The organism is Rothia sp. HMSC071C12 (assembly GCF_001813895.1).
Lineage (GTDB): Bacteria > Actinomycetota > Actinomycetes > Actinomycetales > Micrococcaceae > Rothia > Rothia mucilaginosa.
The window spans coordinates 347,816-364,092 of record NZ_KV814374.1; the positions used below are offsets into that span (position 1 = coordinate 347,816).

Consider the following 16,277-nt stretch of genomic DNA (forward strand, 5'->3'; position numbering starts at 1 on the left):
CAACCCCGATAACACCGCGAGCAGATAATATTTCGGCGAGAAGATAACGGACTGTTATCTGCTCGCGCATCTTGTGTCTTGTTTCGCCTCGGTTACAGCGTTCTTACCCGTGATAGAATCCACAGTATTATGAGACGCACCACAGACCCTTCGCCTGAGCACCCTGAATCACCTGCGTCGCGCATTCCAACAAACACACCAGACGCGACCGCAAAACCCACATCAGCAACGCCGCTGAACGCACGCGGGCAGCTCACGCTCCTGACCGCGCAGGTTTCTGATGCTCTTGCGTCCAGTATCCAAGCTATCGCCATGCCCCTGCTGACCTACGGCGCCACCGGCGACCTCGCCCACTCCGCTATCGTCATGGTCGTCGAGGCAGTCCCCGTCATCCTCTTCGCACCATTCGCAGGCGCTATCGCCGACAAATTCAACCGCAAAACCCTCACCGTCAGCTTCAGGCTCGCCAGCGCCGCCCTACTCATCGCATCCCCAGCCCTCTACGCCGCCGCAGGACTACCCGCCTTCCTCACCATCGCATTCCTCGTCTCAACCTTCGGCACCTTCTCATCCCCCGCAGCCTCCGCCGCCATGCCCTCCCTGCTCGGCGACGACTACCAAAAATACATGGCACGCCGCGGCAGCCTCATCTTCCTCGCCCAAACCCTCGGCCCCACCATCGCAGCCGCCGTCGCATCCTTCACCACCCCAGCCCTCGCCGTCGGATTCGCAGGCACCCTCAACCTGCTCGCTGCCCTCACCGTCGCCACCATACGCAACTACGACCTCACCCACGCCGAACGCACCGCCACCGTGCAGGAACACCACACCGGCAGACTCCTGCGCGAAGGCGCCGCCTACACCGCACACAACCCCATCGTGCGCGGTATGCTCACCTTCTGGTTCCTCTCCATCGCCGCCGTACCCATCACCACCCTGCCCATGCTCGAATACCTCACCCGCGGCCTCGGGCACGACTACACCGCCTTCGGAATCGCAACTTCCGTCTACGCCGCCGGATGCGTGATCAGCTCCTGGCTTTCAGCCAAACTCGGCGTCGGTACAGGCGCCGGGCGGGTGCGTATGACCAAACGCGGGTGGATGTGCATCTCCGGACTCGGCTACGGCGCCGTTTGTCTGAGTATGGGACTACACCCGGCGCTGTGGGCGGTACTCGTGCTCTGGTTCATCTGGGGCATGTTCTACGGACCCGAAGAAGTGCTCGGGCAAGTCCTCTTCGCAGACGCTATCGACGAACACATGCGCGGGCGCGTCTACAGCTTCATGGGTGTGGTTTTCTCCCTAGCGGGTATGGTCGGGTACCTCATCACCGGATGGGCGGTACCAGCGTTCGGCGCGATCAACACCATTGTTACCGGAGGGGCACTCTTCATCATCGCCACCGTATTCACGTTCATTCTCGGCCCGACTGCGCGAGCGATACGGGCGCAGGAATCGCGGAATGAGGCAAAGAGCCGTGCGGGTGCATGACTGTGCTCTGTATATCGCCTCGGGGCATCATCGCCTCACCTCCGCCACGTTGCGGGCAACCCTGATAACACCGCGAGCAGGTGATTTTTGGCCGAGCATGCAGGAAAAATACTACCTGCTCGGCCAAAAATCACCTGCTCGCGCCCTAGTGTTATGTATCTGCTCGCGGACTTGGGATAGGAATGAGCGCTTGACCCGAGAAACCTACCCGCGCTTCAGCAACGTCATAACCTCATAGTGGTCCGTATGCGGGAACATGTCCAGCACACGGCCCTGCACCGGCGCATACGAGGGCATACGCTCCAGATCCTTCGCCAAAGTCACCGCGTTACAGCTCGAATACACCACACGGTCAATACCCGAACCCTCAATCCACGCACACAAGCTCTCACCAATACCGCGGCGCGGCGGATTCACCACCAGCATCTGCGGCACCGCGCCCGAAGACACCGCGAACTCCGGCGCATCCTGAGCCGAAAAGTCCACGCCCTCCAGACCGTACTCAGCGACCGTGCGCTGTGCCGAAGCAACCGCCTCCGCACTAATCTCAATGCCCGTCACCGAGCCGCCATCCATCACCGAAGCGGCATGCAGGGCAAAACCGCCCACACCGCAGTACAGATCCCACAGCGAGCGCGGAGCCACCTCACGCACCCACTCACGGCCCTGCGCATACATCGCCTCAGCGACCTTCGTGTTCGTCTGGAAGAAGCTCTGCGGACGCAAATGCAGGGTCAGGTCATTCACCTGCATCGGCAGGGTCTGACGCTCCGAGAGAATAATCTCCTCATCACCCTCAACGCGCGCCACCGGCTCACGCAGCAGGTTCACCGACAGCACTGCCAGGTTCGGCAGCCGCTCCTGTAGCCAGCCCATCTGGCGGCGAATCGGCACCAGAAGCTTCTTCGAACGCAGCACGAAACGCACCATCAGCTCACCCGCCGCCGAAGCAGTCACCAGAATATTCTTCAGCTCACCGCGACGGTTCGGAATGTCATAAGGGGTCAGGTCTGCACGCTGAATCAGCTCACGCAGCACCGGTATAGCCGCCTGAATCGGCTCCATATAGAGCGGGCATTCGCCAAGATCAGTGGAGGCACCCGTGCGGTAATCCACGATGCCGAGGGTCGGGTTCTTCGCCGAACCGCCCACCACGAGCTTCGCCTTGTTGCGGAAGCCCGCCTCCGCACTGGTCACCGGGTCCAGCCACTGTAGCTGCGGGTAGTTAGCGAGCAGGGCGCGGGCATGCTCCTGCTTCGCCTGCACCTGCGCGGTGTAGGCGGTCTCAATGCTGGGGCAGGAGGAGCAGAGGTCATCACGAAAATAGGCGCATTCCATAAGGAGCCATTCTACCGCCTCCACCGCCGGGACAGGACGCACGGGCACACAAAAGCGGGGGCGGCCACCCTTCATGGGTAGCCGCCCCCGCCTCATACGGATGCGGTGTGATTATGCCGGGTTAGTTTCCAGCGGCATCTCACCACCGAAGGTCACTTCGTGCCCTTCGGATTCCATAACTTTTTGCCCCATCAGGGACAAAAAGTTATTACATCATTCCGCCCATTGCGTCCGCACCGGGAGCAGCCGCGCCAGCGGGCTCCGGCTTGTTCGCAACAACAGCCTCAGTGGTCAGGAACAGACCAGCAATCGACGCAGCGTTCTGCAGAGCCGAACGGGTCACCTTCACCGGGTCAGCAATACCGGCAGCCATCAGGTCCTCGTACTCGCCGGTTGCAGCGTTCAGGCCGGTACCAGCAGGCAGGGAACGAACGCGGTCAACCACAACGCCCGGCTCCAGGCCAGCGTTAGCAGCGATCTGCTTCAGCGGTGCGTCAATAGCCACGCGCACAATGTTCGCGCCGGTCGCCTCATCGCCGGTCAGCTCCAGCTTGTCGAAGACCTTCACGCCGGCCTGAATCAGAGCAACGCCACCACCGGGGACGATACCCTCCTCAACAGCAGCCTTAGCGTTACGCACAGCATCCTCAATGCGGTGCTTGCGTTCCTTCAGCTCAACCTCGGTTGCGGCACCAGCCTTCAGCACGGCTACGCCACCGGCAAGCTTAGCCAGGCGCTCCTGCAACTTCTCACGGTCGTAGTCGGAGTCAGAGTTAGCGATCTCTGCGCGAATCTGAGCCACGCGACCCTCGATAGCTGCTGCGTCGCCTGCACCCTCGATGATGGTGGTCTCGTCCTTGGTCACAACGACCTTGCGAGCGGAACCGAGCATGTCCAGGGTTGCTGCGTCCAGGGACAGGCCAACCTCTTCGGTAATGACCTGGCCACCGGTCAGGATAGCGATATCAGCCATCTGAGCCTTACGGCGGTCACCGAAGCCCGGAGCCTTCACAGCCACAGACTTGATGGAGCCGCGCATCTTGTTCAGCACCAACAGAGCCAGAGCCTCACCCTCAACGTCCTCAGCAACGATCAGCAGCGGCTTGCCGGACTGCATGACCTTCTCCAGGACGGGGACGAGGTCCTTAACGTTCGAAATCTTCTGGTTCACAACCAGGATGTAGGGGTCCTCCAGGACTGCTTCCTGACGCTCCGGGTCGGTCACAAAGTAACCGGACAGGAAGCCCTTGTCGAAGCGCATACCCTCAGTCAGTTCGAGGTGTAGACCGAAAGTGTTGGAGTCCTCAACGGTGATGACGCCTTCCTTGCCGACCTTCTCCATTGCCTCAGCAATGAGCTTGCCAATCTCAGCGTCGCCAGCGGAAATAGACGCGGTTGCAGCGATCTCTTCCTCGGTCTCAACTTCCTTTGCGGAGGAGAGCAGAGCCTCGGTCACAGCCTCAACAGCCTTCTCAATGCCGCGCTTGAGGCTCAGCGGGTCAGCGCCAGCAGCCACGTTGCGCAGGCCCTCGCGGACCAGTGCCTGAGCCAGAACGGTAGCGGTGGTGGTACCGTCACCTGCGATGTCGTCAGTCTTCTTAGCAACTTCCTTGACGAGCTCCGCACCAATCTTCTCGTACGGATCCTCCAGCTCGATTTCCTTCGCGATCGAGACACCGTCGTTGGTGATGGTGGGGGCGCCCCACGCCTTCTCCAGCACAACGTTGCGGCCGCGGGGGCCGAGGGTCACCTTCACTGCATCGGCGAGGGTGTTCAAACCGCGCTCAAGGCCGCGGCGTGCCTCTTCGTCAAAAGCAATGAGCTTTGCCATAAGTGTCCTCCTGGACGATCGGATTTTTTCCTTCACCCCTGCGGGTGCGGTACATCTAAAATCGGGTGGCTACCCCTCCACAACGCCCCCGTTACGGAGGCGCGGGCAGAGCAGGACATAAAACACCCGAACGCTACATCAATTGTGGCACCCGTACCGGCATGGAGCAAACGTTTATGCCCAAGGTTGAAGGGTTAATCGCCCAGTGCTTAATCTGCGCTCATCAACCCCGTCAAAAGGGGCGTTACCGGTGTGCCCGCCGGGAGTGCGAGAGGGGTGTTAAAAGCATCAACCCCGCCCTGTGCATCGGTGGGATCGCACGGGTGGGGTTGATGAAAGTTTGTAATTACAAAGCGGCGGATGCCGGGGCCTAGCCGGTGTAATCGGAAGCCAGCACCACAATCACCTCGTGGTTGCCCATCTGCACATCGGAAGTTGCCTGACGCACCTGCGAAATGTCCAGCTTCGAGGCGATGCTCTGCGCCTGCGACTGGTAGCCCTCAGCGTAGTAGACCACGCTGGTTGCCGGTGCCACACCCGTGTAGTTTGCCGTCTCGTTGATGGTGTAGCCGGTCAGCAGAGCCGCCGCACGGGATGCACTACCCGCCGGAGCCGCCGCATTGTAGACCGCCACAGAGATGGACTCAGCCAGACCGGTCTTCGTAGCACTTGCCGAGGCGGAAGCCTTAGCCGGAGCAGAGGACGCAGAGGCGCTTGCGGGGGCGGAGCTACTCTTCGCAGTGGACGCCGAATACTGTGGGGAGGCGGTGCGCGGCGCGTACACGTACATTGCACCGCCGATGAGCAGACCAACTACGCCTGCAGCTACCAGGGGGATAGCACCCTTGGGGCTCTTTGCCGGGTCAGCATTGACCGCGCGGTAGGTTCCGCGGCGGGCGGTATTTTCGTCTACCTCGTCAAATTCGTCGCGGGGGTAGCTCATTTATCCTCATTTCACGGGTCTCTGTTTACCGGCTGGTACCGTACCGCCCTACCGGGCGCGCGGGCGCTGCTGCGGAAGGTGCGGTCTTGGTGTTCTAGTACCTAGAGTACCGGCTCAACTAGCGAGAACCAACGTGAACGCCCCGCAACCGGCTGTGAAAGAGACGGACACCGCACAGTGTTCAATCTCTGGTTGAACTTGAGGTGCGCGGGGTTGAAAGCAGGAGTTGGAAAGCTCGCACGACTCCTCCAGTTTGAGCCCCTAGTCAGCGTCTCGGCGGGCGCGCAGAACGTCAATCATCTGCGGCGCTGCGGCACGTACCCGCTCATCGTCCAGCATCACGTTCAGGCGCTGATAGTAGGCAATCGGAGTAAATCCGGCGGCGATAATCGCCTTCTCTTTGGAGCCCTGGTGTTTGAAGCGGCGGCGCTCCACCTCAAGGATGCGGCGCTCCACCGGGGTCAGGCCACCGGGTTGGTTCTCTACTTCCGGCTGGTTTTCTACTTCCGTCTGGGTCTCAGCGGTTTCAGCTCGTTCCTGTTCTGACACGTTCCCTCCTGTCTGTAGCTCGCCTGCCGCGGCTGGCGTCTCCTAGCGCGTGTATTCGTCATCCCCTAGTCTAGAAGAGAAACTCAGTCTAGAAGAGAACCATTCATCCCGCACCCGGCCCCGTCACCGTCCGGGTTGCATCAGCACCAGGAGATTCCCGAGGAGATTTATGAACCAGCCCCTCAGCAGCATTATGAGCGAGGATTGGGCGGCAGCACTTGCCCCCGTCGAAGAGCAGATTCACGCCATGGGCGCTTTCCTGCGTGAGGAGCACGCGGCGGGGTACCGTACTTTCCCGCCTGCTGCCGATATTTTCAATGCGTTCCGCCGCCCGATGAGCGGGGTGAAGGTCCTCATTATTGGTCAGGACCCCTACCCTACTCCGGGCAATGCGATGGGTCTGTCGTTCTCGGTGCACCGCGGTATGCCGTTGCCTCGTTCGCTGAACAATATTTACAAGGAGCTGCAGGACGATTTGGGTATTGCCCCGGCTGATCACGGCGACCTGTCCTGTTGGGCTGATGAGGGCGTCATGCTGCTCAACAGGGTTTTGACGGTGCGCGAGTCTGATGCGGGTTCGCACCGCGGCAAGGGTTGGGAGGAGATCACCGAGTGCGCTATCCGTGCACTGGTGGCGCGTAACCAGCCGCTGGTGGGTCTGCTGTGGGGTGCGGATGCACGCAAGTGCGCACCCATGTTGCAACCGTACCCGAGCGTGGAGTCAGCGCATCCTTCGCCGCTGTCTGCTCGTCGTGGTTTCTTTGGTTCGCGCCCGTTCTCGACCGTGAATTCCCTGCTGGTGCAACAGGGCGCGGAGCCGGTGGACTGGACGGTTCGCTAGGCGCAACATAAGAGCCAGTGTACGAGCTGGCGCAATAGGCATAGTGAAGGGGCGGCGGCTACGAGTTCACCTCACAAGCCACCGCCCCTTTTGCATCACAAGTATATGCAATATTGGCTATATACCCTTGAAAAAGGGCTAAGAATCAGCCGGTTCCACGTTTCGCGGAGTCGTAAAACGCTGTAGTGCATACTGCATCGTGTAATTACCCAACGCAACACCCGAAGCCATCGCCACCACAATCGAAACCGCCGTAATCATATTCTGCATACCCAGAATCACGTCCGTCTCAACCGTCAACAAATACATGCCGCGGAAGAACGACAGACCCGGTAGCAAGAACGTAATCGCCGGAATCGAGAAGATCGCCTGAGGCACATGCAGACGGTACGCAAAATACGTGCTCAACGCACCAATCACAACCGCCGCACACGCCGTCGGACCGCGACCAGTACTCGGGCCAGCCAGCAGCTCATAACCGTAATACGCCGCCAGACCGCAGCCCGTAATGACCATCAGCCACCCGACCTTCACCAGCTTCGTCTGCAAGGTAATCGCAAAGGTCGCAATCGCCACCAGGAAGAAGAACGACGCCACCAGCGGGGTTGTCGGCTCAAAACGCAACTGCTCAATATCCAGGGTCGGGCCGTTGAAAATATTGATCGCGCTCACCGCGGTCGCAATGCCAACCACCAGACCCAAGAAGCTCATGCCCGTAGACACGAAACGACCCGCAGCCGTCACCGGGAAGCCATTAATCGCGTCCTGTACGGCACCCACCAGACGCGGAGTCGGCAAGAACATAATCATGCCCGCAGCCACCACCAGAGGCGCCGAAATCGCCTCCCCCTGACGCTGCAACACCGAAAGAATGGATCCCTCACCGCCCAGCCAAATCGCCAAGAAGGTCATCAGACCCGCACTAGCAGCCATACGAAAGAACGCCGGAATACCAATCGAACTCAACCACTGAATCAGCAGGTACACCGGAATAAAAATAATCGCCGCACTCAACGCCGTCGCAAAACTTGCACCCAGCGCCGCCGTTAGGGTTCCGGCACACGCCAGGTTCGCCAACCACACCACCAGAGGCGGGAACGGCTTGGGGCGGGGGGTAATCTGGTTCAGCTTCAAATCAGCCATTTCCAGGGTCATACCACCGCGAGTAATCTTGTAGATTAGGCCGTACACCTCAGAAAGCGCCTCGTAGTTCTCCGTAGAGGAACGCACCACACGCACCAGGGTGTGCGTAAAGCGCTCCTCAGCGTTCGCATTGCGCTTGGCGATGCGGGACTCCATGTAAATATCGGGGTCCGAAGTGTAGTTGATGGTCACCGACTGGTTCGTAATGTCGACTTCCACAGAGTCCAGCCCGTACGCCGAAGAGACCGCAATAATCGCCGAGTCCACGTCCATTGCATCCGCACCGTAGTGGAACATCGCCTCCGCCAGGCGCAGGGTGAAGTTCAGAGTATCGCGGGCGTACTCCTTCTCACGGCGGAACGCCTCACGGCGCTCATGCTCCTCAGAGCGGATCGTCGGCACGAACTGGCGCTGCGCGATGCGCTGGGCACCGCGCGGGGCGGCGGGTGCCGCCTCCTCAGTGCGCACGAAGGAGCGGAAGCGACGCGAACCCCAGCGACCACCGCTACCGCGCCCAAACAGGCCGCGAGAGCCGCCCTCAACCAGCGGTACGGAGGTGGTGGGCATCGAGACAGGCCCGGTCTTCGGCATTGCGGTAGGTTCCGCACCGTAGCGTCGGGCTGCGTGAGAGTTGGGCACCTGCGGAATCATGCCGGTCATGGGCACCGGCTGGGAGGGGCGGGTCAGCGCCGCCTCGGTCACCAGGTTGCTGGAGGTGACGGGGTTCGGTTCCTCGCGGTATGCGTCCAGGTCGTCGTCAGGTACGAGGGAGGGGTCAATGACGGTGCGCGCACCGTGGCCGTTAGGGATCGGCTCGGGATCGCTGGCGGGCTCTACCTCCTGCGAGGTGATGCCCATATCCGCTGCGGCTTCCTGCAGTACCTCGCTGACAGCTTCAGCAGCGACGGTACCCTCCGAGCTCTTCGTGGAGGCGGTCTGCTGAGCCAGCACGCGGCGCAATTTCTCGTCGGTGACCTGATCTAGCGAAACCAGGGGAAAACCGCGTTTACCGGCAATGTAGCCCGCGGTGGTGTTCTGCTCGCTTCCTTCCGTTGCGGCAGTATTTGCCTCGCCTGCATGCGAAGCTTCCCGCGGTTTGGATTCCGCGGGGGTGTTCCTCGATTCTGCCAATGTCCCTCCCAGATAGACAGTGCCTTTTTAGTCTAACAAGGGCACGATTCTGCGGTAGCACTGGGACGCAGAAATATCACTTTTCTGACCGGTGGTTTTGCACGCAAAAAGCGCACTGCGTAACCAACACCAAATATCTTCATCGATATGTAGAGAAATCCGGGGCGCTACTGTACAGAAGATATTTGGGGATATATTTTTGGAGCTATTTCCGAGGGAAAATAAAGGTTATATATACATTAAGATTTAGCAGAGAAATATTCCCCATGCCCCACTTACAACTCAATAAAAAATGAATTATTCATAATAAAAAAATATCCCGCCACCGAAGTGACGGGATATTCACGCTTTAAGGCTGTAGCCTTCACAGCATCTGAAGCGCACCGCTCGGGGCCACCTCAGAGGCGAAAGTCAATTACTCAGCGTCGTGGTCGGTCTCGAGGATCTTAACCAGCGAGTCCAGAGCCTCTTCAGCACCTTCGCCCTCAGCGCGCAGGACAACAACGTCGCCGTGCTTTGCACCCAGGGACATCAGGGACAGAATCGATGCAGCGTCCATAGCCTCATCTGCGGGCTCGCCCTTAGCTGCGATGGTGACCTCGACGGGGAGGTCGCCAGCTGCCTCAGCGAAGATAGCTGCCGGACGTGCGTGCAGGCCAACACGGCTTGCAATAGTGGCTTCGCGCTCTGCCATTATGTTTCTCCTTTGATCAAGGAACCGAAAATATATCAGTACCTATTCTAAATGAACGGGGCGCTTCAGGACCCGCCCTTACTCTATAAATTGTACCGTTCAGCCGTACGCTAACAAGTACAAAAATGCCGGATGCAGAAATAAAACTCCGCACCCGGCATTTTTATGGACCCGGGCACCGCCTAACACACCCCACCAAGGGGCGGCAGGCAGAACCCGGAATCGTTTTAAGGCTTAGAGGCCCAGCTCATCCAGAATCGGCAGAGCCTTGCGTGCGCTCTCCTTCGCCTCAGCAGAAGAAATCTGCTGCAGAGCGATAGCCGCAATCTGCTGTGCCTTCTCCTTGGTCACAGACTTCAGAACCGCAGCCACAGCGGGAATAGCACCAGCGTTCATGGACAGGGTGTCAACACCCAGACCAATCAGAACAACAGCCAGAGCCGGGTCAGCCGCAGCCTCACCACAGACGCTCACGTACTTCTTCTTACCCGCGGTGACCGATGCACGCTGAGCACCCTCAACGGTCATCTTAATCATCTTCAGCACTGCAGGCTGCCAGGGGTTGTTCAGGTGTGCCAGGTCGCCCAGCAGACGGTCAGCCGCCATGGTGTACTGGGTCAGGTCGTTGGTGCCGATGGACACGAAGTCGACCTCGCCCAGGATTGCCTCAGCGTTCATCACAGCTGCGGGGGTCTCAACCATCACACCGTGAACGGGCAGGCCAATCTCCTTGAGCATGTTCGCGAAGTTGCGAGCCTCGGAGGTGGTCGAAATCATCGGAGCCATAACCCAGATGTCAGCGTCGGAGTCCTCCGAAGCAGCCTTGATAGCCTCCAGCTGGCGGGTCAGAACGCCCGGAACAGTCCAGTCGGTACGGAAACCGCGAACACCCAGCGCGGGGTTCTCTTCGGGGTTCACGTTCAGGAACGGCAGGGGCTTGTCAGCGCCAGCGTCCAGGGTACGAACCACAATGTGCTTGCCGGGGAATGCGTCAAACACGGACTTGTAGGTCTTAGCCTGAGTCTCGATAGAAGGCTCAGAGTCGTGGCCCAGGAAGCCGAACTCGGTGCGGAGCAGGCCAACACCCTCAGCCTTCAGGCTTGCAGCCTTCTCAGCGGACTTGCCGTCACCAACGTTTGCGTACAGCTCAACGCGGGTGCCGTCAGCCAGCACACCCTGACCGTCGAAGTCAGCGACGGGCTTACGGTTTGCGTACTTGATTGCTGCCTCACGGTCAGCGTCAGTCGGCTCGGTATCAACGATGCCTTCGTTGGATTCCACGTAGACGACGGTGCCGTCAGCAATCTCGGTCACGCCCTTAGCCGCCACAATAGCGGGCAGACCCAGGCCGCGAGCCAGAATAGCGGTGTGTGCCTGGGGGCCACCATCAGAGGTAATCAGAGCGATAACCTTCTCGGGGTCCAGAGTCGCGGTATCAGCCGGTGCCAAGTCAATAGCAGCCAGGATGAACGGCTCATCAGAAACGGGGATGCCGGGAGCCTGCTGGCCGGTCAGCTCAGCAACGATGCGGGCACGCACGTCGTGGATGTCGGTGACGCGCTCAGCCATGTAGCCACCCAGGGCAGCCATCTGGTCTGCGAAGGAGGTTGCAGCCTCCCAAATTGCGCGCTCGGGCGCCATCTCCTGAGTCTCAACCAGCTTGATAGCGCTCTTAATCAGTGCACGGTCGGTAGCCATCTGAGAGGTAGACTTCAGAACAGCCTTGCCGTCACGGCTAGCGTGCTCTGCACGAGCGAGCAGGTCTTCCTTCACGCGGACCGAAGCGTCCTTGATGCGCTGCGCTGCAGCCTCAGCGGTCTCACCGCTCAGACGCAGACCGTCCTTGGGTTCCTCGATGGGCTTAGGCATCTGAAGAACGGGGCCAATAACGCGGCCGGCGTATACGCCGACGCCCTTGTAGGTAGTCATAAATTCATGTCCTATCTGTGGTTTGTCTACAGTGTAACGTGTTTTTTCACGCTCACGCCTGCAAACAGACGATCAAATGAAGGTGAGGTTATACGGCCTTTATGCGGATGCCTTAGAGCGGGCACCCAGGGACTTCAGCACCACGTACAGCAGCGCAGAAACAACGGTACCGGCAACAACAGCCGCCAGGAACATCAACGGGTTCTGCGCCAGACCAATAATCCAGATACCGCCGTGCGGAGCCGGGGAAGCCACGTGCGCACCCATGGAGATTGCACCGGCAATAGCGCCACCAACAATGGTCGAAGGAATCACGCGAGCCGGGTCAGCCGAAGCGAAGGGAATAGCACCCTCAGAGATGAAGGATGCACCCAGCAGCCACGCAGCCTTACCGTTCTCACGCTCGTTCTCGTTGAACAGCTTGGGACGCAGGGTGGTTGCCAGAGCCATAGCCAGCGGCGGAACCATACCGGAAATAATGACGGCAGCCATGATTTCCTGGTTCACGGTCGCACCCGAGGACAGGCCAGCAGTTGCGAAGAGGTAAGCAGCCTTGTTGATGGGGCCACCCAGGTCAGAAGCCATCATGGCGCCCAGGATCAGACCCAGCAGCAGAGCGGAACCGCCAGACATGGAGGTCAGCCAATCCTGCAGGGTGGTCATAACCCAAGCCAGGGGCGCACCGAGCAGCAGGTACATTGCCAGGCCGGCAACCAGAGAAGTCACCAGCGGGGTGATGACCACGGGCATCATCGAGCCAAGCCAGCGGGGCAGCTTCAGGGTACCCAGAGCGTACGCAATCAGACCGGCGAGAATACCGCCAACAATACCGCCAAGGAAGCCCGCGTTTACCGCAAGAGCCACCGAACCGGCGATGAAGCCCGGAGCAATACCGGGACGCTGAGCCAAACCGTACGCAATGTACGCGGCAAGAGCCGGAACCATCAGGCTCAGACCGAAACCACCGATGGTCTGCAGAACAGCACCCAGGTACAGGGTCCAGTGCACGTCACCGAGATTGAACAGGGTTGCCGAGTCGAGAATCGCCTTGGTGTTCACATCGCCAAGGTTCGGCACCGTAATTGCCTCGAAAACGAAGCCCAGAGCGACCAGAATACCGCCGGCGGCAACGAACGGAATCATGTAGGAGATACCGGTCATCACAGCCTTGTAGATGCGCGAGCCCCAAGCGCCTTCGGTAGCGCCTGCGCTGTCCTCACCGCTGGATGCGGCAGCGGCAACGCGTGCACCGTTGGGGTTCTCGGCCTCAGCCAGAGCCTCCGCAATCATTTCCTTAGGCTCGTCAATACCGCGCTTGACGGGAGACTCAATAAAGGGCTTACCTGCGAAGCGGTTACGCTCACGCACGTTCACGGACACCGCGAAAATCACGGCGTCTGCGGCGTCAATATCAGCCTGAGTCAGCTTCTCGTTACCCGAGGAGCCCTGGGTTTCAACCTTCAGGTCGTAGCCGAGCTCTTCAGCAGCGTACTTGAGGGCGTCCGCAGCCATGTAGGTGTGAGCGATACCGGTGGGGCATGCGGTCACAGCAACAATCTTCTTCACCGGAACCGAAGCGGCGGGTGCTTCCTTCTCAGCGGCAGGTGCGGCGGGCGCAGCCTCGGCGGGCTTGGCCTCTGCCTTCTTCTCGCCCACGCCGAGCGCACCGTTGACCAGCTCAACGATCTCTTCAGCCGAGGAGGCTTCGCGCAGGGACGCGGTGAAGCTCTTCTTCATCAGGGAGCGTGCCAGAGTGGACAGCAGCTTCAGGTGAGCCTGGTCAGCACCATCGGGTGCAGCGATGAAGAAAATCAGGTCGGCGGGGCCGTCCTTTGCACCGAAGGAAACTGCCGGGTTGGGGCGTGCCATTGCCAGGGTCGGCTCGGTGACGGCGGCGCTACGGCAGTGCGGAATCGCAATACCGCCGGGGATACCGGTGTCGGTCTTGGATTCGCGTGCCTCGGCAGCCGCGTAGAGCTGCTCGAAGTCGGTAGCGCGTCCAGCATTTACGACTGTCTGGGCGAGCTTGGCAATTACGTCGAATCGGGTCTCGCCGAGGTTCTCGTCCAGCAGGACGAGATCTGCGGTGATCAGATCAGACATATTCCCTCCTCGGGTATGTGTTGGGGCGGGGATTCGCTCAGCGGTGCCGGGCTTCTCCCCTATATGAGTTCAAAGTGTGCGCAGTGTGTGTTTGTATGTGCAGCGTGCGTATATGTGTGACATATGCGCACAGCACCCCAGCTTATATTCCCTTCTGAGAATAAAAGCTGGAGGTGCGAAAACAGCCCGAATTAGAGCTGCAGCTGACGAACAGTGACCTTCTCAGGAGTGGTCTGCTCCAGCGAAGGCATGCGAGTACCGGGCAGAGCAGCAGCAGCCGAACCGTGAGCTACCGCCTGAACCAGGCAACCGGGGGCATCCTCACCACGGGTGTGAGCAATCAAGAAACCAGACAGCGACGAGTCACCGGCACCCACAGTGCTACGAACCTGAATCGGCTCATGCACAGCATGCCAGATACCCTGCTCAGTGACCAGCACTGCACCGCCGCCGCCGAGGGTGGCAAGCACGTACTCGATGCCGTCGCCGAGCAGCTTCTGGGCGGTGCGGGCGGTCAGCTCGGGGCTAGCCTCCAGCTCCTCCCAGTTATCGCTACCGGTCAGCTGAGCCAGCTCCTCCGAGTTGGGCTTAATCAGGGTGGGCTTGTGCTCACCGGCGACGGTCGCAATCAGCGGCGCCTCAGAGGTATCAATAGCAATCTTGCCCTCGTAGCCGGAGGCGCGCAGTGCCGCCACCAGCTCGGAGTAGTAGGTCGGTTCCAGACCCGGAGGCAGCGAACCAGCCAAAACCACCCAGTCGGCACCCTTGGAACGCTCAACCACCAGCTCGTCCAGCTTCTGACGTAGTTCAGCATCAAAAACGGTGCCGGGGGCGTTCAGCTTGGTGGTGGTGCCGTCCGGGTCAACCACGGTGATGTTCGAACGAATCGGCTCGCCGGTGGGCAGGTTAGCGAACTCGACGTCCACAGCCTGCAGTGCGGTCAGCACCGGGTCGGTTGCTTCACCGGGCACAATGGCGAGGGTCGGCACACCGGAAACCTGCAGGGCACGCGAAATATTCACGCCCTTGCCGCCGGGATCCTGTACGGCACCGACAGCACGCTGCACGGCACCGTGAGCCAAAGGCGCACCCAGTTCAATGGTGCGGTCCAGGCTGGGGTTTGCAGTCAGAGTAATAATCATTAGGCAATCACAATCTCAACGTTTGCGGCCTCAAGTGCCTGACGGAGGGCACCTTCGGGCTCGCGATCGGTAATGAGGGTGTCAATATCCTCGAATCCAGCGAAGCGGACCAGAGATTCCTGACCGAACTTCGCAGAGTCACAGAGCAAGACCACGCGACGAGCAGACTTGCAGATCGCGGTCTTGACAATGGCTTCGTTCATGCCGGGGGTGGAGATGCCGAAATGCGCTTCAATGCCATTGGCACCGATGAACGCAATGTCGGGGCGCATGGTGCCGAAGTGCTCTGCGGCGCGTGCACCAACAGCAGCCCAGGTCATCTTGCGCAGCTGGCCACCGACCAGCTCGAGGGTGACGCCTTCGGCTTCGGCGAGCTTGACTGCAATGTGCAGTGCATGGGTGATGACGATGCGGTCATTGCCGGTCTTGAGGCTGAAGTTCTCAGCGCCGATGTGGTCGGCGAGAATTTCGATGGTGGAGCCTGCGTCCAGGACGATGGAGCCCGCCTCGGAGTCGCGCAGCATCTGGTATGCCTTGGTGGCGATACGGCGCTTCTCGGGGGTGTTCATGCCCTGTCGGGAGGAGATGGAGGACTCCAGGGAGGTGGACTGCTCAATGGTGACAGCACCACCGTGAACACGGCGGAGCTTACCTGCCTCTTCCAGTGCGGCGAGGTCACGACGCACGGTCTCCATGGTCACATCGTAACGGCGCGCAAGGTCAGCGCCGTTGACACGACGTGCGGAGGCAACAAGCTTTGCAATTTCGGCACGGCGTTCTTCTGCGAACATAAATCTGGTGTTCCTTTGGGCTAGTGGGAGGAAATCTGTGCGTTCTTTTCTGCGTTCTGCTCGGCTTTCAGGACCGTGAGAGACATGGTTTCAGCGAACCGACAGAACGCTTTAGGGTAATACTTGATTTTATGTGGGTTTTTGTGGGCAAGTCAATATAAAACGCTGTATTTGCCGGAATATTACCCGAATGTTCCCTACCGAAACCACACCATATCGGAGGTCACTGCCTGTTTATGTCTGTTTGACCTAATGAACTGTTGGGTTTTCCCACTCCCCCACCATCCGCACAGTGTCAAACACCTACACAGCGCCCTAACACGGCAAAAAGTGGAGGCGCCGGCCCCGAGA

General features: G+C 59.9%; 12 protein-coding genes. 2 read left to right on the plus strand and 10 right to left on the minus strand.

Going from position 1 to position 16,277, the window contains the following annotated elements; translation table 11 throughout:
* Nucleotides 1-129 precede the first annotated feature (129 nt).
* Nucleotides 130-1,491 (plus strand): MFS transporter, encoded by a 1,362-nt coding sequence (locus HMPREF2942_RS06410; RefSeq protein ID WP_246824527.1) that lies wholly within the window; start codon nucleotides 130-132, stop codon nucleotides 1,489-1,491.
* A gap of 204 nt (nucleotides 1,492-1,695) precedes the next feature.
* Here the strand turns inward: HMPREF2942_RS06410 and rlmC are convergent, their stop codons facing one another.
* The 4 genes from rlmC to HMPREF2942_RS06435 all read right to left on the minus strand — a co-directional run bounded on the left by rlmC (nucleotide 1,696) and on the right by HMPREF2942_RS06435 (nucleotide 6,152).
* Nucleotides 1,696-2,829 (minus strand): 23S rRNA (uracil(747)-C(5))-methyltransferase RlmC, encoded by a 1,134-nt coding sequence (rlmC, locus tag HMPREF2942_RS06415; RefSeq protein ID WP_049346116.1) that lies wholly within the window; start codon nucleotides 2,827-2,829, stop codon nucleotides 1,696-1,698.
* Between the two features lie 208 nt (nucleotides 2,830-3,037).
* Entirely contained in the window at nucleotides 3,038-4,660 is a 1,623-nt protein-coding gene (gene groL, locus HMPREF2942_RS06420) for a chaperonin GroEL (protein WP_049346117.1), read from the minus strand.
* Between the two features lie 370 nt (nucleotides 4,661-5,030).
* Nucleotides 5,031-5,603 carry a LytR C-terminal domain-containing protein gene (locus HMPREF2942_RS06430; protein WP_049348967.1) on the minus strand — a complete coding sequence of 191 codons (573 nt, stop codon included), beginning with the start codon at nucleotides 5,601-5,603 and terminating at the stop codon, nucleotides 5,031-5,033.
* A 261-nt stretch (nucleotides 5,604-5,864) separates the two neighbouring features.
* Complete coding sequence (locus HMPREF2942_RS06435; protein WP_049346119.1) at nucleotides 5,865-6,152, minus strand: DUF3263 domain-containing protein; 288 nt, start codon at nucleotides 6,150-6,152, stop codon at nucleotides 5,865-5,867.
* Nucleotides 6,153-6,321: 169 nt separating this feature from the next.
* Here HMPREF2942_RS06435 and HMPREF2942_RS06440 point away from each other — a divergent pair, with 169 nt between their 5' ends.
* Complete coding sequence (locus tag HMPREF2942_RS06440) at nucleotides 6,322-6,993, plus strand: uracil-DNA glycosylase (protein ID WP_049346120.1); 672 nt, start codon at nucleotides 6,322-6,324, stop codon at nucleotides 6,991-6,993.
* 138 nt (nucleotides 6,994-7,131) lie between these two features.
* On the opposite strand, the gene HMPREF2942_RS06445 is transcribed toward HMPREF2942_RS06440, so the two are convergent.
* From HMPREF2942_RS06445 to HMPREF2942_RS06470, 6 genes are all read right to left on the minus strand, one after another.
* Nucleotides 7,132-9,267 (minus strand): threonine/serine exporter family protein, encoded by a 2,136-nt coding sequence (locus HMPREF2942_RS06445; RefSeq protein WP_070688675.1) that lies wholly within the window; start codon nucleotides 9,265-9,267, stop codon nucleotides 7,132-7,134.
* Nucleotides 9,268-9,682: 415 nt separating this feature from the next.
* Nucleotides 9,683-9,961, minus strand: coding sequence for an HPr family phosphocarrier protein (locus HMPREF2942_RS06450; protein WP_005504506.1), 279 nt, complete (start codon nucleotides 9,959-9,961; stop codon nucleotides 9,683-9,685).
* A 234-nt stretch (nucleotides 9,962-10,195) separates the two neighbouring features.
* Nucleotides 10,196-11,890 carry a phosphoenolpyruvate--protein phosphotransferase gene (gene ptsP, locus HMPREF2942_RS06455; protein WP_005504505.1) on the minus strand — a complete coding sequence of 565 codons (1,695 nt, stop codon included), beginning with the start codon at nucleotides 11,888-11,890 and terminating at the stop codon, nucleotides 10,196-10,198.
* 99 nt (nucleotides 11,891-11,989) lie between these two features.
* Nucleotides 11,990-13,993, minus strand: coding sequence for a PTS fructose transporter subunit IIABC (locus tag HMPREF2942_RS06460; protein WP_070604176.1), 2,004 nt, complete (start codon nucleotides 13,991-13,993; stop codon nucleotides 11,990-11,992).
* A gap of 191 nt (nucleotides 13,994-14,184) precedes the next feature.
* Nucleotides 14,185-15,135, minus strand: a complete 951-nt coding sequence (locus HMPREF2942_RS06465) for a 1-phosphofructokinase family hexose kinase (protein WP_005508167.1) — start codon at nucleotides 15,133-15,135, stop codon at nucleotides 14,185-14,187.
* Entirely contained in the window at nucleotides 15,135-15,926 is a 792-nt protein-coding gene (locus tag HMPREF2942_RS06470; protein ID WP_049353963.1) for a DeoR/GlpR family DNA-binding transcription regulator, read from the minus strand. Before HMPREF2942_RS06470 ends, HMPREF2942_RS06465 begins: the two co-directional genes overlap by 1 nt.
* Nucleotides 15,927-16,277: the final 351 nt, after the last annotated feature.